General features: G+C 59.5%; 11 protein-coding genes. 5 read left to right on the forward strand and 6 right to left on the reverse strand.

All coding sequences use genetic code 11. The features are described from left to right. Positions 1-10 precede the first annotated feature (10 nt). Positions 11-775: a YdcF family protein gene (locus tag K1X75_13025; GenBank protein ID MBX7058981.1), complete on the reverse strand. Its 765-nt coding sequence runs from the start codon at positions 773-775 to the stop codon at positions 11-13. 108 nt (positions 776-883) lie between these two features. On the opposite strand from K1X75_13025, the gene K1X75_13030 reads away from it, so the two are divergent. Then, entirely contained in the window at positions 884-2,074 is a 1,191-nt protein-coding gene (locus K1X75_13030) for an RtcB family protein (GenBank protein ID MBX7058982.1), read from the forward strand. Here K1X75_13030 and K1X75_13035 read toward each other — a convergent pair. Next, positions 2,071-2,973, reverse strand: a complete 903-nt coding sequence (locus tag K1X75_13035) for an alpha/beta hydrolase (protein ID MBX7058983.1) — start codon at positions 2,971-2,973, stop codon at positions 2,071-2,073. The two genes, K1X75_13030 and K1X75_13035, sit on opposite strands and share 4 nt — an antisense overlap. A 260-nt stretch (positions 2,974-3,233) precedes the next feature. Here K1X75_13035 and K1X75_13040 point away from each other — a divergent pair, with 260 nt between their 5' ends. After that, positions 3,234-5,288 carry a sigma 54-interacting transcriptional regulator gene (locus tag K1X75_13040; protein ID MBX7058984.1) on the forward strand — a complete coding sequence of 685 codons (2,055 nt, stop codon included), beginning with the start codon at positions 3,234-3,236 and terminating at the stop codon, positions 5,286-5,288. Here the strand turns inward: K1X75_13040 and K1X75_13045 are convergent. From K1X75_13045 to K1X75_13060, 4 genes are read right to left on the reverse strand one after another with little or no spacing between them, the layout of a single operon-like run. Continuing rightward, positions 5,282-13,855 carry a hypothetical protein gene (locus K1X75_13045; protein ID MBX7058985.1) on the reverse strand — a complete coding sequence of 2,858 codons (8,574 nt, stop codon included), beginning with the start codon at positions 13,853-13,855 and terminating at the stop codon, positions 5,282-5,284. The genes K1X75_13040 and K1X75_13045 overlap by 7 nt on opposite strands. 2 nt (positions 13,856-13,857) lie before the next feature. Next, positions 13,858-14,520 (reverse strand): hypothetical protein, encoded by a 663-nt coding sequence (locus tag K1X75_13050; GenBank protein ID MBX7058986.1) that lies wholly within the window; start codon positions 14,518-14,520, stop codon positions 13,858-13,860. Further along, entirely contained in the window at positions 14,510-17,626 is a 3,117-nt protein-coding gene (locus K1X75_13055; GenBank protein MBX7058987.1) for a hypothetical protein, read from the reverse strand. The genes K1X75_13050 and K1X75_13055 overlap by 11 nt, the downstream gene beginning before the upstream one ends. 46 nt (positions 17,627-17,672) lie before the next feature. Next, entirely contained in the window at positions 17,673-18,860 is a 1,188-nt protein-coding gene (locus tag K1X75_13060) for an MFS transporter (GenBank protein ID MBX7058988.1), read from the reverse strand. Positions 18,861-18,989: 129 nt separating this feature from the next. On the opposite strand from K1X75_13060, the gene K1X75_13065 reads away from it, so the two are divergent. From K1X75_13065 to K1X75_13075, 3 genes are all read left to right on the forward strand, one after another. Then, complete coding sequence (locus tag K1X75_13065; GenBank protein ID MBX7058989.1) at positions 18,990-19,733, forward strand: glucose 1-dehydrogenase; 744 nt, start codon at positions 18,990-18,992, stop codon at positions 19,731-19,733. 34 nt (positions 19,734-19,767) lie between these two features. Then, entirely contained in the window at positions 19,768-20,664 is an 897-nt protein-coding gene (locus K1X75_13070) for a hypothetical protein (protein MBX7058990.1), read from the forward strand. A gap of 19 nt (positions 20,665-20,683) precedes the next feature. Further along, on the forward strand, positions 20,684-22,764 hold a 2,081-nt coding region (locus tag K1X75_13075), incomplete at its 3' end, for a transglycosylase domain-containing protein (protein ID MBX7058991.1).

Consider the following 22,764-nt stretch of genomic DNA (forward strand, 5'->3'; position numbering starts at 1 on the left):
ACAGTGTTTGTCAAATGTAACCTCGTAGCCAGTAGGCGACGATGCCAAGGTACTCCTTGATTGCCACTGTCGACAGTGACATGGCCCCCGGCGCCGGCATGATTCCCTCCGGGCCTGGATCGACAACTGAGCGATAGTAGTCTGTCGGAAAGGGAATAACCGCCAGGCCCTGTTTACGAAAACAGAGCGTTGCGCGCGGCAAGTGGAAGGCCGAAGTCACCAACAGCACTCGAGTCCAGCCGCGGCTGCGCGCCAGCGCCGCCGTTTCAATGGCGTTTTCCGCCGTATTTCGAGAGCGGTCTCCGATGACGATCGCGCTCTGTGGAATGCCGCGGGCCAGCAGCCAACGCTGCAAGGCGCGGGCCTCCGGCTCGCCGCGCTGCAACATCAAACCCAGGCCGCCGCTGATTACCAGTAGCGGCGCCTTGCCCGCCCGCCACAAGAGCTCGGCGGCGAGGATGCGGTCTACGCTATCCAGAAACTCAGGTCCTTCCAGTCGCGCACTCAAAGGATCGCTCATTCCGCCCAGAACAACGATGGCGTCAGCCTGTGGCGCGTCGGCGCTGCGCATTTGCGGGTAGGCTGACTCCAGCGGCGCAATCAGCGCGCCGCTGATGCGGTTGGTGGAGAGCAAGAAAATTGCAACCAGGGCCAATCGAAAGACCAAACGAAAGCGAGAGCGTGGCAGCTTGATTGCAGCGACGATGGACAGTAACAGAAACAGAGCATAGGGGAAAAGCAAGCCGCTGAATATTTTGGAGAGGTAAAAAAACAAGTTTCACTCCTGGTCGCATGTATCATGCTGAACGACCTCGGGCTTTCGACAAATAGAATTGCTGCCTGCAGTGTGGCAGTCAGCTGTCCCCGAAAAGCGGCTCTGCAAATGATCGACACCTTATCCTCGACCAATGTGCAAGCGCAACTCTGGATTCCGCTCTCGGAGGTGGAGGAATCGGCTCAGCGTCAGATTCGCAATATCGCCTCCATGCCGTGGTGCGCGCGCCTGGCGATCATGCCGGATGTTCACTTTGGAAAGGGAGCGACCGTTGGATCGGTCATTGCCATGCGCGGCGCGGTCAGTCCGGCGGCGGTCGGCGTAGACATTGGCTGCGGCATGTGTGCATTGCCGTCCAGCTTGAAAATTTCGCAGCTGCCTGACTCGCTCAGGGCATTGCGCAACGCCATAGAAGGCGCAATACCTGTTGGTTTCGAATCTCATCCGGAAAATCGGCAGCTTCCTCGGGCTTTTCGCAGCGGCTCCCTGCAGGAGCAACTCTACGCTCACCTGCAAAAGTCGGCGGAGCTGGATCGCGGCGTAGCTTCGCTTCGCCAGCGCCTGGAGCGCCAGGCCGGAACGCTAGGCGGCGGAAACCATTTCATCGAGCTCTGCGCGGACCAGGCGGGAGGAATCTGGCTGCTGCTGCACAGCGGCAGTCGAAACATAGGCAAGAGTCTGGCAGAAATCCACATTGCAAGGGCCAGGGAGTTGATCCACAATCAGTCCCTGCCAGACCGGGACCTGGCTGTCTTTCTGGCCGGCACTCCGGAAATGGAGAGCTACCGAAGCGATCTCAACTGGGCGCAAGAGTACGCACGCTGGAACCGAACATTGATGGTTGAGTATCTGAAAGATATCCTCTGCGACCTGTTTCCGGGAATTTCCTTTGGCGAAATGATCCAGTGCCACCATAATTATCTGGCCGAAGAAATGCACTTTGGCGAAGAGCTCTTTGTTACGCGCAAGGGCGCGATCTCGGCGCAAAAAGGGCAGTTTGGCATTATCCCGGGCTCCATGGGCGCTCGTTCCTTTGTGGTGCGGGGTCTGGGCAACGCCGACTCCATGCATTCCGCTTCACACGGCGCCGGCCGAAGGATGTCCCGCGGGGAAGCAAAGCGACGTTTCAATCAAGACGACTTGCTCGCCCAGACTGCCGGCATCGAATGTCGAAAGGATGCCGGCGTCGTCGACGAGATTCCTGGGGCTTACAAGGATATCGATCAGGTAATGGAGCGTCAGCGCGATCTGGTGGAAGTCTTTGCGGAACTAAAACAGTTGTTGTGCGTAAAGGGTTAGTTGGTCGTCCACGGCTTGAGAAACGCCAGCGTCTTTTCTACGGTTCGCTGCGGCGATTCGAAGGGAAAGAAGTGCGAGGCGGCTGGCAGGGTTTCGTGGCGTGAAGCGGAATGGCCTCGGCAGAGCAGGCGCGCGGCGCGCGGCGGGCAAACGCCGGAAGCCTGGGCGCGAAGCAGCAGCATCGGTTGTAGTACTTTCCGATGACTGCGCCACTGCCCGCCCTGAAAGCTCAGAAAAGTTTGCGCTTCAAGCTCCGGCGAGAGTCGCAATTGCATCCCTCCGGCCCCATCTTCTTTGAGAGCGCAATCAAGGTAGGATTGAAAACAAGCTCTGTCCCAGGCGCGAAAGGTGGGGCTGCGCAAGTAGGCTCGCTCTACGAGCGCCCGCGAGGCGAAGCGCTCGCGTCGGCGCAGCGCTTGCCTGGCCAGCGGATGAGGGAGGTAGGGCAGCAGGTAGCTGAGCCAGGGCGAGAAAACGGTTGGGTCAAAGAGCGCCAGGGCCCGCAGGCGCCGATCTGTGCATTGTGCAGCGGCCAGAAGGGCCGCCGCGCCGCCGAGGCTGTGACCCGCCAGAAACAGCGGTTGTTCCTGGCCGGTGACTTGCTCAGCCAGGAGAAAACGCAGGGCGTGAAGCGCCTGGTCGCCAAAGTCGGCCCAGCTTTGCGGGCGCACGGCTTCCGAATCGCCGTGTCCGCTGAAATCCAGGGCCCAGGCGTCGAGGCCTTCGCTGCCAAAACGTTCCAGCAGTGGAAGGTAGGCCCCGGAGGGAAAACCCGTGGCATGCAGCAGCAGGAGACTTCCGCGTCGCTTGATCTGTCCCGCTTCAGCAGGCGCGCCAAGGTGATGAAGCGCAAGTCTGATACCCCTCCACTCCAAAAAGGTAGTATAAAAAGAAGGCATATATTGCATTTTCCGTGCGATCTGCTTTGCCTTGTTGAATCTACCAGCAGATTCTAGAATAATTCAGGGTCCAGACGGCGCCTCAAATCAGGAAATTCGCTTTTTTTATGGTCGCTGATCACTGGTAAAAAAACTAGTGTCTGCAAAAGGGGCAGATTGACCCTTTGGTGCGTCAAAAATAGGCAGAGGGACAGGCGATGCAAAGCGAACTTAGCATGCGGGGCGAGGCTCTCAACTTCATCAGCAATATCACGCGGGCGATGAGCCAGAATGATGAGCCAGAATCGGTTCTGGACCAAATTCTCTCTGCCTGCATGCAGATCACCGCTGCCGATTCCGGCAGCATAATGCTGCTTGATCAGGACAAACAGACTCTGCGTATCCGCGTAGCCCGCGGACTCAGCGTGGATACAGAGACCTTCAGTCTGGCGGTGGGGCAGGGGGTTAGCGGCTGGGCGGCCCTGCACGGCAAGTCGCGCCTGGTGCATGATGCCCAGCTGGAGCCGGACTATGTGGCGGTCAATGACGAGCTGCGCAGCGAGCTTGTGGCGCCAATGCTTGTGCGCGCCGACGTAATTGGCGTAGTCTCCGTTGATTCCAGGCGAGCGAACGCCTTCAACGTTCAGCAGGAACATATCTTGAGCATCATGGCCAATCTGGCCGCGCAGATTTTCCAGAAGCTCAGCGACAATCGATTGCTGAAGATTCGCGACCGCTTCCACCGCGTGATGATCGAAATCTCTCGCGTTGTCTCCGCCTCGCTGCGCCTTGAGGACGTGTTTCGAGAGATCATGACGATTACGGAAAAGGCCTTTCGATTGCATCGCAGCACCCTTCTGCTCTACGATCGTGAAGAGGACGTACTGAAGATCGAAGCGAGCGTGAATGCTCCGCGCGATGAAACAGCGGCGCTGCGCTATGCGCCGGGCGAGGGGATCACCGGCCAGGTGTTTTTGAACAAGAAGGCAGCCTATGTTCCCAGCGTGTTGCAGGCGCCCGATTTTCTGAACCGCATGAAGCTGGTAGGCGATAGCGAGGACATGGCCTTTTTCTGTTGTCCAATTTTCTCTGGACCGGATGTGGTCGGCGTCTTTTCAACCTTTACCCGCCAGGCGCGCGATGACGAAGCCAATTCGATGCTCGAATTTCTTGAGATCGTTGGCTCGTTCATTTCCCAGGCTATTACCATCCAGAAGCTGGTGAGAGATGAAACGCGAGTTGTAATGTTTGAAAACATTCAACTCAAGCGAGAGCTCTCCGGCAAATACCAGTTTGGCAGCCTCATTGGCCGCTCGCCGGCGATGATGAGGCTCTTTGAAAAGGTTCGCATCATTGCCGATTCGCGAGCTTCGATTCTGCTTACTGGAGAATCGGGAACCGGCAAGGAGCTAATCGCTTCCGCGATCCACTACAATAGCCCGCGACGCGACGGACCATTCGTAAAAATCAACTGTGCAGCGATCCCCGAAAATCTGCTGGAGAGCGAACTCTTTGGTCACCGTAAGGGCGCTTTTACCGGGGCTGTGGCGGACAAGAAGGGCAAATTTGAAGCGGCGGATGGCGGTTCCATTTTTCTCGACGAAATTGGCGAGCTGGATCTAAATCTGCAGAGCAAATTGTTGCGCGTACTTCAAGAGCGGGAGATCGAACCGGTCGGCGGCCGCACGCGACAGGTCGATATCCGCGTCATCGCTGCGACCAACGCCGATCTTGAAGAGAAGATTGCGCAAAAGCGCTTTCGCGCCGACCTCTACTATCGTTTGAATGTAATTCATTTGAAGATCCCGCCATTGCGCGAAAGAAAAGAGGATATTCTGGCGCTGGTGCACCATTTTATCGAAAAATTCAACAAGGAGAACGGGAAGAACATCGCCGGCATTGCCCCCGATGCCATACAATTGCTGGAAAACTATGATTGGCCGGGCAACGTCCGCCAGCTGGAAAATGTGCTGGAGCGATCCGTTGTTCTCAGTCAGCGCGATGCATTGACCGCCGAGGATTTTCAGGACAGTACTCTGCCTTTTCGGGAATTCCAGAACTATACGGCGGAAGCTGAGGTCGGCCACGCTGCGCCGCAAACAGTTGAGCTTGCCGTTGGCGGCGGCGATTGGGCCGAGCGCACTTTGCCTTCCGAGGAACGACTTCGCGAAATGGAGGGCCGCGTCTACGACATTGTCATAGCGGAAGTAGAGAAGCGACTGATCCTGATGGCGCTCAAGAAGTTCCGCTACACCAAGACACAGGCGGCGCGTTATCTGGGCATCAACCGCAACACGCTGGATAAGAAAATTCGCGAACTCAGCATCGACTACTGAACGGGCGGATCCTCAATCCAGACTGGCGTGAAAATACGGTAAAGATTGGCGTCCGTTTCAACGGCGCCATTGTTCCGGCGCAGATTGAAGATTGCCGCCAGGTAGCGACGGGCAATATCGGTTTCGCGCAGGGATCGATTGTAAAACAGCCGAATGAAATAGGCGTGCTGGAAGTTGTTTGGTTCGTGCAGGGTCATCAGCCCGGGGCTGTGCAGGCGCGCCGCCAGCTGACGCTGCAAGGACCGAAAGGTGCGAACATTGGCCAGAACGTCGTCGCTATCGGTAGCAGCGCTCAGGAACCAGGGCTGAGTCGATGCTCCCTGCGTCCACTGTCGCAGTGCGCCCTCAGCGTCGCGGCTGCGCAACATCCAGTGCCGGGCGGCGGCCGCATTGCGGTCATCGCGCTGGCCGAGAGAGAGTTGCTCCATGCGATCCAGCGTCTGCTGCAAGGCGCCTTCGGCGGCGCCAGATCGGCTCAGTGCTACCAGGAATTGATCGGGATATTCCTCCCCCCCTCGCCAGGCGGCCGGCGCGGTGCGCGCCATCGATCGCGGGTCCAGCGCCTGAAACAGGCGGTCTCCGCGTTGCGGCGGTATCGGGGCCATGGCCAGAACGTCTGGCATCCAGACATAGATCAATCCGCGTGCGGAAATAGGCGCCATAGCGCGCATGCGTCGGGAAAGATCGCTGAACACGGCGCCGGCATCCTGTCCGCGTCGCAAGCGGGAGAGGTATTCCCGCGTACTTCCGCGCAAGTATCGTCCGCCGCCATCCAATTCGCTGGCCTCTACCTTGCCGTCGTGCAGTAGGATGCGAAAGGCCTGATCTGCAGTATCCGCAAGAATTGCGTAATTTTGACTGGCAGGCAGGCGGGCCAGTAGTCCGGCAACGGCGTCCTCAAACATTGGCGGCGAGGATGCACTCTGTTCTTCCGATTGCATCCAGCGCAGCAGCGCTTCCTGGTGCAAAGCGGCGTTCGCCAGAAAAGTCCAATTAGATTGGCGGATAGCCTCCAGCTTGGCCAGCGCTGCGGCAGCCTTCAATTGCGCGGCGCCGGAAAGCAGTCCGTCGCCGTCGCGAGTTATGCGGCCAATGGCCGCGTTCCAGTGCGCGATCGAATCTGGAGAAGCATTTAGCGGAATAGCAGAAAGCAGATCCGTCAAACCGCCAGGGCCGCGCCGCTGCAACTGCAACGTCCATGAGGCCGCCCGGCTACTGAGCGGCGTGCGCCACCCCGCGCGTAGTTCGATCAACGCGGCGCGCGCTGCGCGCGTATCTCGCATATCATCCGGAATTGCGTTCGCTGCCGCTTCAAAATGCAGTTGCAGCAGTCGCGCAGCGCCCGCAAAGTCCTCCAGTTCAATCAAGTATTCTGCGGCAATCAGGGCCATCCATGCTGCTCTGCTTTCGCTGCCCGATCGCTCGGCCCGCAGCAGCATCTCGGTCGACTGTAGAGCTTGCAATTCGCCATCGTAAGGCATCGCCGCCAGCAGCAACCGAAACAGCGCCGCCCGCTCCAGTGGCGCAACGGAACGATAGGCGGATCCGCCTTCCGGGGTTGTCACATCGCTCAAATCGAGCAGGGTCGGCGTCTGGCCTTTCATGAAGGCGCGCGTTTGTTCATAGAGGCGACGTCGAAACTTGGCCAGCGCCAGGCCGCCGCGGTCGATGGCTATCGTATCGATCCTGGCGTTGAAGGCGACGTCGGAATCGAAGGCCGCGCTGGCCAGCATTTGATCGGGCTGCGGCGCCTGATCAACGGTCAGATTTGCCGGCATCGCGCCGCCAAAAAGAAAGTAGCGAACGCACTGGCTTTCAAATCGAATTAGCGCCGCACTTTCGGTCTGGCCTCGTCTTTGTAGTGCATCGCTCAGTAGCGTCGCTTCTCGCAGCAGGGCGTGAGAGTTGAGCAATGCGCCTACTTCAACGGCGCGCGAGTTCCCGCTGATTTGTGGCAGAGCGCGATCAAAACTCTGCGGAAATTGAGCGCGTTCGTCGTTACGATCGCCAAAGCGATTGCGCCGCAGGCGCGCCAGTAGCTCGAGGTTGGCCATTTCCTGACGGTCGCCGCCTGCCGCCCCTTGTTCGCTCATTCGCCGCGCCAGACCTAGATCGCCGACCTCCAGCAGAGACTCGACAAGATCGTGCAGCGCCGCCTGTCGCAGCGGACCGGTCGCACCAGCCTGATTGAGCAATCGCTGACAAATTGCCTCGCGTTCTACAGTATTTCGCGCCAGGCGCAGGTCGATGCGCGCCACGGCGCGATCGTCCTCAAAAAGCTGCAGCTCGTCGACGGCGGCTGTTTGCAGCGAAGCGGCATAACGATAGCGGTCGCCAGCCTCGATCAGGTTCCCCGCGGCCTCCAGGCGCCTGGCCTCGCTCAATGTCTGGCTGCGCTGCGCCGCAATTTGCAGCTGTTGCGCTTCGCGACGAAAGCCAGCCGCGCCGAAAATGCGCAGTCCGCTTTCCTCGTAGGGAGTTGCGCCTCGTTCTTCCAGCAGCCTGGCAACGTACCGCAAATCGGGAGTTGTCGCGCCCCTGGCGGCGACCAGCGCTGCCGCCTGGGCCTGCGGATTGCCGCCGCGAAACATAGTTTGCATTGTTTCGACGTCGTTTTGCTCTATTCTGGCAGCGGCCAGCGTACTGACGCCCTGGGCGCGCAGCGCCTCGTACAGTCTGGCAACGGCGCGAAACGAGGAACCATCGTCGCCCGTGCGCCAGGCGAACGCCAGCGAGGTGAAGCGCTCCTCGGAAAACCAGATTCGTGCATCAAAGAAGAGTCGTTCGCCGGCTCGAAATAGGATCTCGGAATCGGGCGCGGGCAGGGCCACTATGTCTGCGTCTTGCGCTGCCGCGCCTTCATAGTCCAGAGCAGCAAATGTCCTCAAATTGTAGGCGCGCAATTGCGGCGGCGCGCTGAGCTGCGGACGATCTAGATATGCGGGAAATAGATCGCTGAATCGGGTGGCGAAGAGCGGCGGCCTCCATCCCGCTTCGCGGGCCAGGTTTTCATAGGCCCCGTTGTAGAGGCGGGAATCTGGAATCAGAGTCCACTGAAGGTTGCTATTTGCGCCCAGGCAGGCCTGCAGTCCGGGTCGGAGGTCATCGGGGCCGACTTCGGGAGAAGGCGCAATGAAGTGCAGCGGCTGGCCGCCGCGCAGGCACCACAGCGCGACGCCATGGCGCGTCTGAAAATTGCGAACGATGGCTTGATCAGGCAGCAGTTGCGGCAATGGAACGCCTTGCGCCGAGATCAAAACAAGAAACGGACGCCACGCCGGTCTCATTTGGAGCATCAAATCTCGGTGCTTTCGAAAATCCGAAAGCATTCGTTCGCGCGCCGCCAACAATTCCTGCAAATTCTGTCGGGAGTAGCGCAGACGCGACTCTTCGCGATCCAGTCGAATCAATTCATTCTGGGCAAAACGCATGCGGCGGAAGGCCCGCTGCAGATCGGCATCGGCAAACTGAATGGGATTGCGCAGGAATTGCCAGTTGAGATGGAGCTCCCATTGCAGTTCCAGCGAACGCAGCGCCTCATTGCTTTTGCCTGACTCAATCAGATACTCCGCCGCCTGCTGCAACAGCGAATCAGCGCTGCGCGAGACAGAGGCGTAGAGACGAGGCGTTTCCACCAGCATCTCGATGCATCGATTGAATTGTTCCAGCGCGGCGCTGCGGCGTCCCTCGCGATCGGGCAGTCGGCTTAGCTCGGCTTCCAGTTGGGCCAGCAAGGAACGCGCTTGCCACTCCTCGGCGCGCAATCCAAACTCAAAGCTGAGTTCGATGAGTTCATTCAATTGACGTCGCGCCTCATAGTGACGGCCAGCGGCAGTCAGTATCCGCGACTGGTTGATTCTCAGGCGAATTGCGCGGGGCGAGGAGTTTTGCTCGCCGCTCAGTAGCGAGAGCGTATCGCCGTAATTTTTCAGGGCCGCCTCATATTCGGCCTGTACGGCGGCATCCTGGCCGCCGGCGCGCTGCAGGTTGCGCCCGCGATAAAAGTGCAGGCCTCCTTCAATGGTGAGGATTTCGCTCAGTTGCCGATTGACGCGGACCGCCAGGGCCGGCCCATCGCGCAGATCATCATATTCGTAGTCCGGCTGTTCCTGCTGCTGCTCGGCAATAAACTGCGCCTTGACCTGCTCGCGATAGTCATTGCGGAAGGCAGCTACCTCATCCAGACCTTCATCAATGGACCTCAGGACCGCCGTCGCCTCGGTCCTTTCTTCCTCAAAAAAGGCAAAGAGCGACTTGAATCGATTGGAAAAATTCCTTCGAAAACTATTCAGAATTGAATAGCGACGCGCGGCGCTGGCAGCATCCCCAAAAAGGCTGGCGGCGCGCGAAAAATCGCGCGAACGGTAAGAATTCACCGCCGACTGGCTGAGCGCTGCAATGGCGCCCAGGCGTCCCAGACGCAGATCAAAGTCGCGCTCCTCGAAAATCTGGCGACGTTGCCGAAGCAGGTACTCGGCGCCGGAGAGGTCGCCCTGCAAGATGCGGTTTTCCAGTTGAATGCCCAGCGCCAGCTCGTACTGACGGAGCGGAGAAAACCCATAGGGATTGCGACCATCGCCGACAACCGAAAAGTCCTCGCCATAGGGCAATACGCAGCCCAGAGCGCGACCGCCCACAGTCTGCGGCAAATACTGCTCGTCGAAGCGAATCAGACTGGAATCGCGCGCGTAGCGGGCGGCTTGCTCGGCGCGCTCATCGGCCTGGGCATACTCGCCTTGCCCCTGCAGAGCAAGGGCGATAAAGTTCATCAAGCTGGATCGATCAATCGAGCCGGTGTGGCCGCCGGCGTCGCCATAGAGTCGAAGCTCGGCGTCTCGATAGTGCAGATGCGCTTCTTCGTATTCGCCGGCCTCCCAGTGCGACAGGCCGGTTAGCGCCGCCAGCAAGGCCATTTTGTAGCGTACCTGCTCGATGGCATGTTGCAATTGATCCAGACGAACCTTGAGAACCTCGGGGGACTCTACGGCATTTCCCGCCGGTCGCTCGCCGGCCTGAGATCGCAATAGAAAGCTAATAGTTGAGTAGCGCTCGTGCAGCGGCTTGCGCTCCATTTCATCATAGATGCGATAGGCGCGCTGCAGGCGTATTGCCGCGGGTCCGGGCTGGCCATCGTAGTAGAGCGCACGTCCAAGATTCGCTTCAAAAAGTGCGCGCTGCCGATAGTCGGTGAAGCCCTCGCCGCGGATGCGCGCAAAACTGTCCTCCGCCGCCTGGTAGTGCAAAATGGCCCTTTTGAAGTTCAGCAGTCGAAAATAGCTATTGGCCAAATTCAGATTCAATGCACCTGAGGCCTGCGGGTCATTCAGGGCGCTCTGCTTCTCCAGCGCCTGGCGGTAGAGTTCAATGCTGCCTTCATACAATGACTCCGGGAAATAGTTGCGATACAGGTCTGCATAAAAGTTGCGATCGGTTGGAGCGACAGGTTCGGTGCGAGTAACAAAATAGTATGTATCTTCCAATAAAGTCGGGACAGTATATACTCGGCGCTGCTGCTGTTCGTCGAGATATTGATAGAGCCAGCCAAGCAGAAGGTAGGCATCGGCCTGCAGCGGATCGACGTTGAGCATGTAGATCAGCAAGTATTCGGCGCTCTTCAGGTCCCTGAGCGTTTCCTCCTTTTTTTGGCGCAACAAATCCGGAGGCAGATAGACTCCGCCTGGGCGCAGTCGTTCGGTTATCGTGCGTTGTTCGGATGCCGCGGCCTCCTGGATGCGAGCGTAGAAGGCCTCCTTCTCGACGTTCTTCTTGATCAGGGCATAGGCGTAGCCATAGATCATCGATAGGTCGCCGGCATCGGCCGCTTCTCCCTGTGCCGACCGATATACGCCAAGGATTTCGTCGAAGGTATCCGCACGATATGGATCCTGAGTTTGGAATACGCCGGCCACATCGCTTTGGCTCAAGAACAAGAACTGCTTTTCCTGGGCCTCCATCAGGAAGCGGTTCTTCTCTGCGGCCAGATCGTTCTTGAGTCGATGGTAGTAGATGCTGCGTTCGTGGTAGAGTTGCGGCAAAACGCCGAGGCGACTCATGTTCAGAAAGAGGAGGTTGATGATATTGCCATCGGCATAGGCGCCGGTATAAAGCAGATCGACTCCTTCCCGCGCCGCTTCGGCCGGCAGTTGATCGCCTCCCGCCGGGCCAACGACCGACTGCGCCTTCAGACAGAATTGCTGGTAGCGTTGAATGTAGCGCGGTCCAAGCAGCAAAAACAGACCGCCGTTGCGCGAACCAGGATTGCAGAAGTCGACCAGCAAGTCGCGATCGGCGCTGTTCAGGCGAATCACGGTTTGGTCTACGCCGATCGCAGTCAGTGCGCCGGCCCCAAGGGCGCTGCGCGCAATGTCCTCTTGCTCGCGTACCGCTGCGGCCATGGAGCGCGCCGTGCGTACAAAAAGATTGATAGAATGTTCGCCATCCTCAATCAATTCGAGAAAATCATCAGCCTCGATTTCAACTCGCGCGTCCGTCGAATAGGCGCCGCCATAGGTCAAGCGTGCGGCGTAGGCCTCGGCAAAAGCGCCGTTCTTTTCCTGGGCGGCGGCGATCATCTGCCAGCAGCGGACAAAGAGCGTTCTCCAGCCTGCTTCCGGCTGTCCGTTTGCCACGGGGGCCAGGGTCAGCGCGGCGCGCGCTGCATCCAGAGAGGCCTGCAACGATTTCTCCTCGAGCAGTACGCGGCTTCTGGACATCATCAGCGCGGCGCGCAGCGGCGCCGGCAGCGACGCATCGCTGAGTTCGCGGTCGATGAATGTAGCGGCGGCGCTTGGGGTCAGAATATTTACACAATATTCATAGAGAATTGCCGTCATTTCCTCGCGAGCGTTGGCGCTTGATTGAGCGCCAAGCTGCCGCAGGGGCGCGGGAATCTGGCCGCTACGACGGAGCTGCAGACGGCCAAGTCGCAGCAGAGCATCTTCCGCAAGATAGTATTCGGGCGCCACGCTGCGCAACGTCTCCAGAGTCTGAACACTCTCCTCTTCCTGGGATTGTTCAGCTTGCAATTCGGCCAGCTGATCCAGGGCCGCGGCGCGAGCGATGCGCGCCCGCACGGCGTCATAGGGCCCAGGATTTTGCGCCAGATTCTCGCTGAAGCGGCGCAAGATTGCAATGCGCGCCGCCGGGCGCGGCTGTGCCGCCAATTCTATTTGCAGCGCTGCATAGGGATCGTCGCTGGCCAGGCTCTGCGCCTGCCGCAGGGCGCTGGCAGCCCCGCGCCTATCGCCCTGGCGCTCCAAAAAGCTGGCGCGTAACAACTGGGTGCGAATGCGATAGAGGAAAGCCTCGCTGCTGTCGCCAAAATAGCGCAATACTGCCTCCAGCGCCAGCGGGTAGCGCGCTGGACTGCGGCTGCGGTAGGTTGCGGCGAGGCGATACTGCGCTTCAATGCTGGCTTCGCGCGGGATCACCCCGCCGGGTCGCACAAAGTAAACATTGACGCTATTGTATAGCTCGGCGGCGTAAAGAACTGCGCCGCCCAGGAAACTCGAAGCGCTTACGCTGGCGATTCGCGTCGAATCCTCGACCAGCATTTGTGGCTGCCCTTTCGCGTCCAACAGGGCGGCCAGCGGGACTGAAAATACGCCGCCGCTGTCGCTGCGATCGAGTTGCTGGTCGCCATTGCTGTCGTGGAGGATGGCGCCGAAGTAGAGGATCAGCCTTTGCGAATCGCCGTCGCCCTCTATTCCAATGGCCGGATCAAAGTAACTGATCGCCTGCGAGGAATCGTTCAGGCGCGGCAACTGCAGTTCCTCGTCCGCGCCGGTCTGACGGCGAATCAATCGCAAACGTGCGCCCGTTCCGGCGCCGTCGGCGTAGACCAGAAATTGACCATCCGGACTGAAACGGGGCCGGACGCCGCCAGTTTCGCTCAGCCGTTGTGGCGGACCGGAAACGCTGCCGCGATTGATCGGCGCGATCCAGATGTGGTACTCGCCGGGCGTGCAGCGGTCGCTGGCAAAGGCCAGCAGACTGCCATCCGGCGACCAGGCCGGGTCGGTCTCGCCGGCCGGGCCGCGACATTCCGGCGCAGAGTCGCCGGCAAATTGTTCAAATACTGCGGAAAGATTCTGTGAATTGCCCCAGAGCTCCGGGGCTGCCAGGCCGTTGACCGCATTTTCCAGATAGTCGGCAGGGTCGATGGCGACAATGCGCAAATCGCCGCTGGAATCGGAGTCTTCCGAAACAAAGGCCAGCCATTGTAAATCGGGCGACGGCGCCGGCTTGTACTGTTCTGCGGGATGTCGAACCAGAGGAAGATTGACCGAGCTCTTCAGCGATCGCATCCAGATGTCGCCGGAACCATCGCGACCCGCAGTGTAGAACAGATACTCGCCGCTGACTTCGGGGTGCAGGTTTACGCCGCGCTGTACGGTCAGCGGAAATTGGCCCGACGGATTGCGTCGAAAATATCGATCGGAAAGTCGCGCATAGTCAAAATCAGGCGGACGAATGGGCTCCGGCGCTGCTGCGCATTGCAGTGCTGCCGCCAGGCCCAGGGCCGGCGGGAACAGCAATAGCCCGATCTGAAAAAGTCTCTTCAACATATTTAGCGAATTCTTTGCCAGCGTCGGTCGCGCGTATAGATCCATTCTCCCGAGCGCGCTTGCGCCTCCTCATAATAGCGTCGACGAGCTGTAGCTTCGCGCTCCGCCGCGTCGCGATCGCCGCGGGCATCAGCCTGTGCGCGATCATAACCGATGATCCAGTCGCGCGCCCGGTTGACCTCTTCGGCAATGGCGCGCGCCGTCTCTATCTCTTCCTGCCAGCGTACGCCGTCGCGACGAGAGCCTACGGAATCTGGAACCAATAACAGGCGACCGTCATAGGATTCTCCGAGTATCCCCTCGGAACGGTAGCGCAGCATTGGTTCGCGGTAAAATCCAAGAACGCCCTGCTCAATCTGATATCGACGCTCTGCCGTCGCAACTGCCGTCGTCTGGCCGCCCTGCGGCAGGTAGTACGGCGCGCTTTGTGATGACGCAATCAGCCAGCCATCCTCTTCGATTTCGCCCTCTTCGCCAATCAGCTGACGCTCAGCGGCAGTACGTGCGGGCGTTAGCGTAATGGGCGGCAGATCGACAGAAATACAGGAGCCTCGACGCAAGAATTTCATGGCCGGTTCGCGGACCGACTCCAGCGCGCTGCAGCCGACGAAGACTACGCAAAGCGCGCCGACCATCCATTGTAGTAGGTTGTAGCTACGCACCATCGCCTCCTGCTCCGCGTTCCGGAAAGTCCTGAACCTCGCTGCGGGCCCTTTCCAGAAATTGGGCCAGAGGCATTCGCTCCTGCTTGATCTCCTCTTCGCCGGGTGCAATCACCAGACCCGGAAACAAGCCGCCGCGGCGGACGCCAATGTAGGAATAAACCAATCCGCCCCGCAATTCAACTCGAATACTTGGCACTTCTACAGTGTTGCGGACGAGAAAAGCGACCGAACCAGGCATCAAAACGCGGGTGGCAAAGCCGCTGAATTCGCGGCTGATTCGGAATACATTGAGCTGCGCCTGCGTGGAATAGAGTGCGTCGCCCAGATTCGGCGAGCCGGCCTTGATATCGGCGCTGACAACCCCATCGTAGTTGCTGCGCGTTTGTGGCAGGAACGGCTGCAAATCGAGGTTCTTGATTTGCAGATTGGCGGCAAAGGCCATGTGCGCCGGCTTCAGATCGGCAAGGCGGAAGAAGATGCTGCGACCATCGATCAAGCCGTTGGGCGCCCAGGCGCTGGCCGGGGCCGAGGCCGAGGCCGGGGGCGTAGAATCGCTGAGTCGGCGGTAGGCGGCAAGTCGCAGCCAGTGCAAAAAGACCGTGTTGCTGGCGTACTGGATGCGCGCCTGAAGTCCGGAGTCGCCGGCCGGCGATCCCAGATAATAGTAAGAACCCGGCGCAATCTGCCCGTTGGGCGTGCGATTGGAAGCTACGGAAACGACGGTGAAGTTGGGCGCTCCGCTGCGGCCATAGGCGTTGAAATAGTCGCTTTCAGCGGAGCCGGATGTCGCCGGCGCATAGCGCAAACTGTGTTCAAAGGGCAGTTCGGCATTCATTCGATTGATAAAGAAGGCCGTGCATCCTCGATTTTCAAATGAGCTGCAGTCGCCGCTGGTATAGTGAACGTTGAGGTTGCTGGCGCCAAATTTGCCGCGGACTCTTTCAGCATCGACCTGGGCATCAAGCGAGAGGGCGCCGCCAAGGGCGATGTTTTCGTGAATCGGAATCAATTCGTCCTGGGCTATGCGCAGCGAGGCGCGCAGGGCCGGCCGCAATACGCCTCCGCTTCGGTTCAGTTCGCCCTGCGCGCGAATCGCGAGGGCCCCTTTCAAACCGTCGATGCGCAAGGATTCAATGTGCGTCCGCTCTGGCGAAAAATCCATGCCGGCTTGAAAACTCAGATCGTTCAGCTTCAAGAAGGGGACAGCCAGCTGCCCGCTGGCGCGCAAGTCGGAACGCGTGGCCGTGCGTTCGTAGCGAGCCTGTAGCTTGAGGCTGGCGCCGCGAGATAGATAAAGTTTCAATGGTTGAAGACTATATCGAAGCTGGCCGGGCAGCGCCGGATGCAAATTGGAATACACCAGATCAAGTTCGCGAACCTTCAGGTCGTAGGTCTGTCGGCCCCCGGAAAAAGCCATACGACCGGCGGCATCCAGCAGGGCCATTGGCGCCCCCTCTGGACTGCGCGTATCAAGGCGAAGCCGATCCACCTCGATTTCGGTGAGACCATCCTTCAGGTGCAACTGGCCGCCGAGATTCAGCGAGAGCGTATGCAAACCCGAACGGGATCGGCCGATGAAATAGCGCGCCTGAGTCAGGCGCAGCTGGCCCTGCAGGCCCAGTCTGCTGAAATCCGTACTGGAGGAAGCTTCCAGACGAGCTTCCAGCATGCCAGCCGCCGCCTGCGGAGCGAATCGAGCCAGGTTGAGATTTTCAATGCGCAAACTCATTTTGATGCCGCTGTCCGGAAGCATCGTTGCGGCGCCGGCGGCTCGCGCTTGATTGTAAGCGACGGAAATTTCCGGGGCCACCAGGCGGTAAAAGCTGCCAAAAATAAGGCCAGGGTGAGGGCGGTAGTTGGGCGGGGGTTCCAGCACTGGCAAGGCCCGGTACAGATCCAATTCGGCGCTGAGATCCACCGCAGCGCGCTCAATTCGTTGCAAAGGACCGCCGCCGAAACGCAGGTCATCCAGTCGAAGTTTGCTTTCCAGAAGCAGACGATCCATCCGGCCGCGCAAACTGAAATGATCTATGTAGAGGGAATTGCCATTGATTGGCGCCCGCTCCGCTCCGCTGAGCGCGGCCAGCGTACGCCCAACATCTGCCAGCGGAATGCGCGAAGGCAACAGTTCCAGATTCAGTCTTCGGCCAGGCGAACTGGCATTGATTGCTTCGGCGCGCAGGGCCAGCCAGCGTTCGCCGTAGTTCCGCACCTCCATCCCTCGCACCAGCAGGCGGTCGCCCGGCGCATCATAGGCAATGTCATAGTAAATGTTCAATCCCAGAGCGCGCCCGCCGACGTTCAGGCGACTGGCGTCCAGATTCATGCGCGTTGCAAATTCCTGTGCGCCGGCGCGACCGTCGCGGTAGAGATAGCAGCTGGCCTTGAGGGCGCCCTGCAGCGGACGCGCGCCTTGCAGTTCAATCTGAATCGGGCGCGTCGGATTGAGCGCCAGCAGGAATGTTTCAAACAGGTCGATCGCGCCAGGATGCAGCGGAATGGAATCAAACTCATGGGTCACAAACGCCAGAAACAGGTCGACGTTGGAAATGCGCGCTTCGGTACGCGAGTTGGGCCGCTCTGCCAGATAGTGAATTTGTAGATCCTGAATGCGCAGGTTGAAGTAGGCCTGCAAGGTAAAGTAAGTGCGTATCGCCCGCAGCCGTTCCCCGGAGCGCGGCTCTTCTTCCCGCGGCGCCGAACTCGAGAGCAGCCGCGCCCAGTTTAGCTGACCGTCCTTCTCATGAATAAAAAATCGAGGCCGATCCAGCAGCAGTTCGCGCACCCCGATGCGCCCGGCCAGTGCGCCAGGCAAAAACCACGCCAGGCGCAGGCGGTCGGCCTGGAACAGCGGAGCGCCGTCGCGCAAACCAAGACGAACGTTCTTGAAATCGAAGCCGTAAAGCAGGCTGGAGCGCTGTACCTCGAGTTCCAGAGTCCCATTGGTAAATTTGCCGACAGCGCCAGTCAGCAGAGCGCGTGTTACAGCAGGGTAGAGCAGCGCCTGGTAGAGAACGACAAGCAAGGCCAGAACAAGCAGCGGCCGTCTGAGGCGGTGCAGCTGTCGCCGCCAGAATCCCGCGATTTCTTCGGTCGTCGTAGCCACGATTGGGTTGCATCCGATCGAGCGCGAGGCCCGCTGCCAGCCTTTTTCAGTTTTTGTGCGGATCCTGGACCTTCCCGTCCCCGGTCTGCAGCCAGAAGTAGGCCGGGAGAAGCAGCAGATTGCTTGCCGCCGCCAACAAAAACAATGCGCTAAAACCGCCGTAATTGCCGTCGCCGACAAACGGGGCGGAATAGAGTAGTTGTCCGTATGCCAGGTTTCCGCTGATGCCCCCCAGACTCTGGGCCAGCAGGCCATACAGACCGGCCACCGATCCATATAAGTGACCGGGGACGTGGCGTCGCAAGAAATAGATCGCTGCCATGTAGTGACAGGCAAAGTGAAAGCTGTGCAGCAGCTGCGCCGCGGCGTAGATAGGGGCCGAATCCTGGCCGGTGTTGGCAGCCAGCAACAGGAAGCGCAGCATTCCGCATAGCGCCGCCATCAGAAATAGAGCGCGCAGTCCAAAGTTTTGTTCAAGCCGAGAGATGTAGAGCAGAAGCACAATCTCTGGACCAACGGCGACGATCCACGACAGAAAGACGGCATCCATTCCATGGCGCAGCTCGTAGTAGCGACTTACATAGTTATCGGTGGCCTGGTAGGCGCTGAAGAAGAGAAAGGCCAGTGCGGTAAAGTATAGAATCGGTCCGTCAGTCAGTCGCCGCAGCGCCTCCCGGAAGTAGTAGGTCTCATTGCCAAGACGTCTGGCGGCCAGTTGCGAAGCGGGGGCCAGCGCGAAAATATAGAAGAGAGCGCCCGAGCGGCCAAACTGCGCTGGCGACTGCCAGTGTAGCCATGCTTCAAACGGCCCGGAGAGCAGCCAGAGCAAAGTCTGCGCAAAGAGAAAGCCGATGGTGCCGCTGCTACGGATGCGTCCAAAGCTTTCATTTCCCGCCGCTTCCAGAGCGCCAATGGATATCAATTGAAAGGCGCCGGCCAGTATGGCGCGAAGCAAAAAGGTCCAGAGCATTGCGGCGCCCAGGGAGGCTGAACCCGAAAAGGCAAGCGCCTGCAACGGCGCCGCCAGACACAGGCAGCCGAGCGCCAGCGAGCGGACTCGTCGCAATCGGTCGGAGAGCCAGCCAAAGAAGAAGGCGCCCAGCGGCGTGCCGATCTGTGCGGCAGCGAGCACCTGACTGCCCTGTTCGCCATAGCAGGCCAGGGCGTGAGGCGAGAGACTGGCCAACTGCGAAGCCAGACCGGCAAAGTACAGGAACATCGCCATTGCGTGCATGAAGTTCGTCCCTGTGTCCGCCGGTCAGACTGCGGCGGGCCCGGCCGGCGTCATTCGCTTTGACGACGCCGGCATCATGAGAACTTACTTTCGTTGACGCTGACCGAGCTGCGTCGGGCCATTGAATCAATGTCCGTTCCACTGATCTCCTTTGAAAATAAGACGATACTGATTACCGGCGCCAGCCGCGGCATTGGTCGCGCAATTGCCGAGGGCTTTGGCCGCCACGGCGCCACTGTCTATGGAACGGCGCGCGCCGAGTCTTCGCTGGATTGGATGGCGGCCGCCGGAATGCACGGCCGCGCAGCTGATGTAAGTCAGCCAGGCGCAGTCGCTGCTGTGATCGAGGAGATTGTCGCCCGCCACGGTCGCCTGGACTGCTTGTTGAACAATGCCGGAGTTGCATCCAACACTCCCTCAGGCGGAATGAAAGAGGGCGAAATGGACATGATCATCAACACCAACTTCAAGGGAGTGTTTCGCGCCTGCCAGGCCTACTACAAGGCCCAGCGACGCAGCGGCGGCGTCATTATCAATATGGCCTCGGTACTTGGCCTGGTGGGCGCCCCGCTGGCCGGCGTCTACTGTGGAACGAAGGGTGCAGTGATTCAGACGACGCGCGCCCTTGCTGTGGAGTGGGCCTCCGCCGGCTTTCGGGTCAATGCCATTGCGCCGGGCTTTATCGATACTGATATGACAGAGATGATCAAGAAGCGTCCGGCGGTGCGTGAAAAGCTGCTGGGCCAGATTCCTATGAATCGGATGGGACAGCCGGAAGACATCGTCGGCGCCGCCCTCTACCTGGCCAGCGATCTGTCCAGCTATGTTACCGGGCACGTGCTGGTCGTTGACGGCGGCGTAACTGCCATGTGATTGACGTCAGCGGCGCTGGCCGGAGCGCTATGGCATGTTGCGCCGAATTCTGACACTTCCTACGCTCTTGATCTTGTGGCTTGGTCTCTTGCCGCGTTGCGCCGCTCTGGATAGTTTGAGCGGCGGGCTCAGCAGTCCCGAATTCAAGCTGGAACGCGTTGAGTTCACAGGCATCTCGCCAGAGTCGCTGAGGCTCAAGCTGCACACGCGAGTGATCAATCACTATCCGATTCAAATTCCGGCTGGCAGCGTGGACGCCCGGCTTCGTCTGGAAAATAGCGAATTCAGCCGCATCAAGACCAGCTTTGCACAGGGCATTCCGGCCAACGCTTCAGCCGCGGCTGCATTCGATGTGGAAATCCCCTTTGCCGGTCTGGCTGCCGCTTACAGCCAGGTCGGACAGAGCGAGACCATGAACCTGGGGCTCAGCGGCGCGCTCAATGTCACACTGCCCGCCGGCGACCGTCGGCCGCAGGCGTTGTCCATTTTACCCGATTCGCTTTCGATCCCAATCCAGATCCAGCAGCAAATTCCGGCGCTAAAACCGGAAGTGGAGCTGCGCAATTTTCAACTGACTGCTCCAGAGCTTGGTCTGAATCCAACGCTCGGCGTGTCCTTTGATCTCAGCATTCTCAACCGCGCCGGCGCAGCGCTGCAGGTCAATTCGCTCAACTACGACCTATCACTGGAGAATACTCCTTTCCTCAACGGCGCCGCAGAAGACATTCGCAATGAAGGACGCGAATCGATCGCCACAGTGCGTACAACCTTGCCTCTGGTTTCACTGGGCGCGGCGATTATTAGCGCCGCCCGCCGCGGCAGTGCGCGTTTTCACATCGCCGGCGAGGGCGCCCTGAACACTCCTAATTTTCCGCTGCCAGAATTGCTGCGCATGCAATTTGAAAAAAGCGGAACCAGCAGTTGGCGATAACGCCCGGTCAGAGCAAGCAATGAATCAACTTCGCGATCTATGGCTCTCACTTCAGCGCTTTTACTGGCGCAATCTGGAACCCATTCTGCAACAGCTTCTGGTCAGTGTGGGGCCGGCCTTGCGCTGGCTGGCGCCGCGCTGGAAAGGGCTGGCGGTGCGCGGGGCGATTGTCGCCTTCGTCGGCCTTGCCGGCTACAGCGGCGTCGTTTGCGGGATCTACCTCAATGATCGTTCGCGACTGCTTGGCGAGTTGCAGCAGTACAAGCAGTGGCTGTATGGACAGGGGCAAAGCGAGCGCAAGCCGCCAATTCAAATCTTTGGCTACGATGGAAAACTAATAGGCGAATACCTGCCAGAGCGCGGCTCGCGGATGAGCGTCCAGTCCTGTTCGCGATTGACATGGCTGAATCGGGCTGCAGTATCCTCGGAGGACCGCGACTTCTATACGCACGGCGGCTATTCGATGCGCGCCATCGCCCGTGCGATGGTCAACAATCTGACCAGCTTTTCCTTCCGCGAGGGCGGCGGCACGATCACACAGCAGTTGGCCAGGAACCTCTTTACAGATCGCTCGCGTTCGCTCTTCCGCAAACTCTACGAAACGATGGCGGCGCGATTGATCGAGTCCGAGCTGAGCAAAGAAGAGATCCTCTGTCTCTATTTGAACAAAATCTACATGGGCGAGGGGCGCATCGGCGCGGAGGAAGCCAGCTGGTTCTATTTTCGCAAGCCGCCGGAAAAGCTGAGCGCCGCCGAAGCGGCGATGATCGTTGGGCTTTTTCCAAGTCCGGTGGCCTACAGCCCGTTGAACAATATTCAACTTTCCGTGAAAAAGCAGCGCCTGGTGCTGGACGCCCTGGTCGAACAGGGACAGTTGAGCGAGCGCGAGCGCAACCTGAGCTTGCAACAATTTGTGCGCGGCTACCAGATCGATGCGCCAGCCGGCGATCCCGGTCAGGTTGGCCTCTACGGCGCCAGCCGCGATTTTCGCTTCAATGCTGCGCCGACAGCAAACGAGTATGTGAAGAATTTTCTGCATGAGGAGCTGCGCGAATCGCTTGGCGAAGATGTGATTCGTGCTGGCGGATTGCGCGTCTACACTACCATCGACGCAGCGCAACAGGCGGCGGCGCTGACAGCGGTGCGCAAGAAGGTAGAAGAGGCGCGCAGCAGAATGATGGCCAACCAGGCCGTTGATGCGGAACGTCTGGAACGCATCGCCCGTCGGCTGAACGGCGCTTTGATTTCGCTGGAGGCCGGCACTGGCGATATTCGCGCCGTTGTCGGCGGTTACGGCGTTTCCGAAGGAGTGATGACCCAGCGCGTCTGGAGCATGTTGCGTCAGCCGGGATCTTCGATTAAGGGCTTTTTGTATGCGGTGGCGCTTGATGAGGGAACGCTGCAGGTCAATTCAACAGTCGTCGATCAGCACATCAACATTGGCGGTTACGAGCCGCGCAACTGGTACCGCGGCTACCTGGGATCGATCCCGCTGCGCCGCGCCGTGGCGCGATCGGTCAATACGGTGGCGGTGCAGACGCTTCACAACCTCGGCGTTTCGACCTTCCGCAATGCCATGATCTCCTCGTTGGATATGGGCTATCTGGAGGCGCGCGATCGTTTTCAGCCCAATCTCAGCCTGGCCCTCGGTTCTGGAGAAGTCACGCCGCTGGAACTGGCCCGACTGTATGCGCTGCTGGTCAATGGCGGGCGAGTGATCTATCCCCGTCTGGTGCTGCGCGTAGAAGGTCCGGAGGGCGAGGTGCTCTGGCAGAACGAACAGGAAAACGTCGGCGATCAGACGCTCTCGGCCGCGGCCTGCGCCGGCGCGATCAAGTTGATGCAATATGTTTTCGACGAAGATGAGGATGGCACCGTAAAGTACATTGGCCGCCGCCGGCAGAGCGATCCTACGTACTTGCCCTTTCCAATTGCCGGCAAGACCGGTACGGTGCAATCGACGCCAGAGACGCAGCGACGATTTCCGCACATGCCGGGCGTACGTGACGCGTGGTTTGTGGGCCTCACGCCGCAGAATGTTGCCGTCGTCTGGCTTGGTCAGGATGAGGGAGCGCCTTTTCAGGGTTCCGGTGCGCAGAC

The sequence above is a fragment of the Leptospirales bacterium genome (assembly GCA_019694655.1).
Classification (GTDB): domain Bacteria; phylum Spirochaetota; class Leptospiria; order Leptospirales; family Leptonemataceae; genus SSF53.

Coding starts and splice junctions, on each gene's coding strand:
- K1X75_13065 (MBX7058989.1), top strand. CDS start 18,990: ATGTCCGTTCCACTGATCTCCTTTGAAAATAAGACGATACTGATTACC.
- K1X75_13060 (MBX7058988.1), bottom strand. CDS start 18,860: ATGCACGCAATGGCGATGTTCCTGTACTTTGCCGGTCTGGCTTCGCAG.
- K1X75_13035 (MBX7058983.1), bottom strand. CDS start 2,973: ATGCCTTCTTTTTATACTACCTTTTTGGAGTGGAGGGGTATCAGACTT.
- K1X75_13030 (MBX7058982.1), top strand. CDS start 884: ATGATCGACACCTTATCCTCGACCAATGTGCAAGCGCAACTCTGGATT.
- K1X75_13050 (MBX7058986.1), bottom strand. CDS start 14,520: ATGGTGCGTAGCTACAACCTACTACAATGGATGGTCGGCGCGCTTTGC.
- K1X75_13070 (MBX7058990.1), top strand. CDS start 19,768: ATGTTGCGCCGAATTCTGACACTTCCTACGCTCTTGATCTTGTGGCTT.
- K1X75_13040 (MBX7058984.1), top strand. CDS start 3,234: ATGAGCCAGAATGATGAGCCAGAATCGGTTCTGGACCAAATTCTCTCT.
- K1X75_13045 (MBX7058985.1), bottom strand. CDS start 13,855: ATGTTGAAGAGACTTTTTCAGATCGGGCTATTGCTGTTCCCGCCGGCC.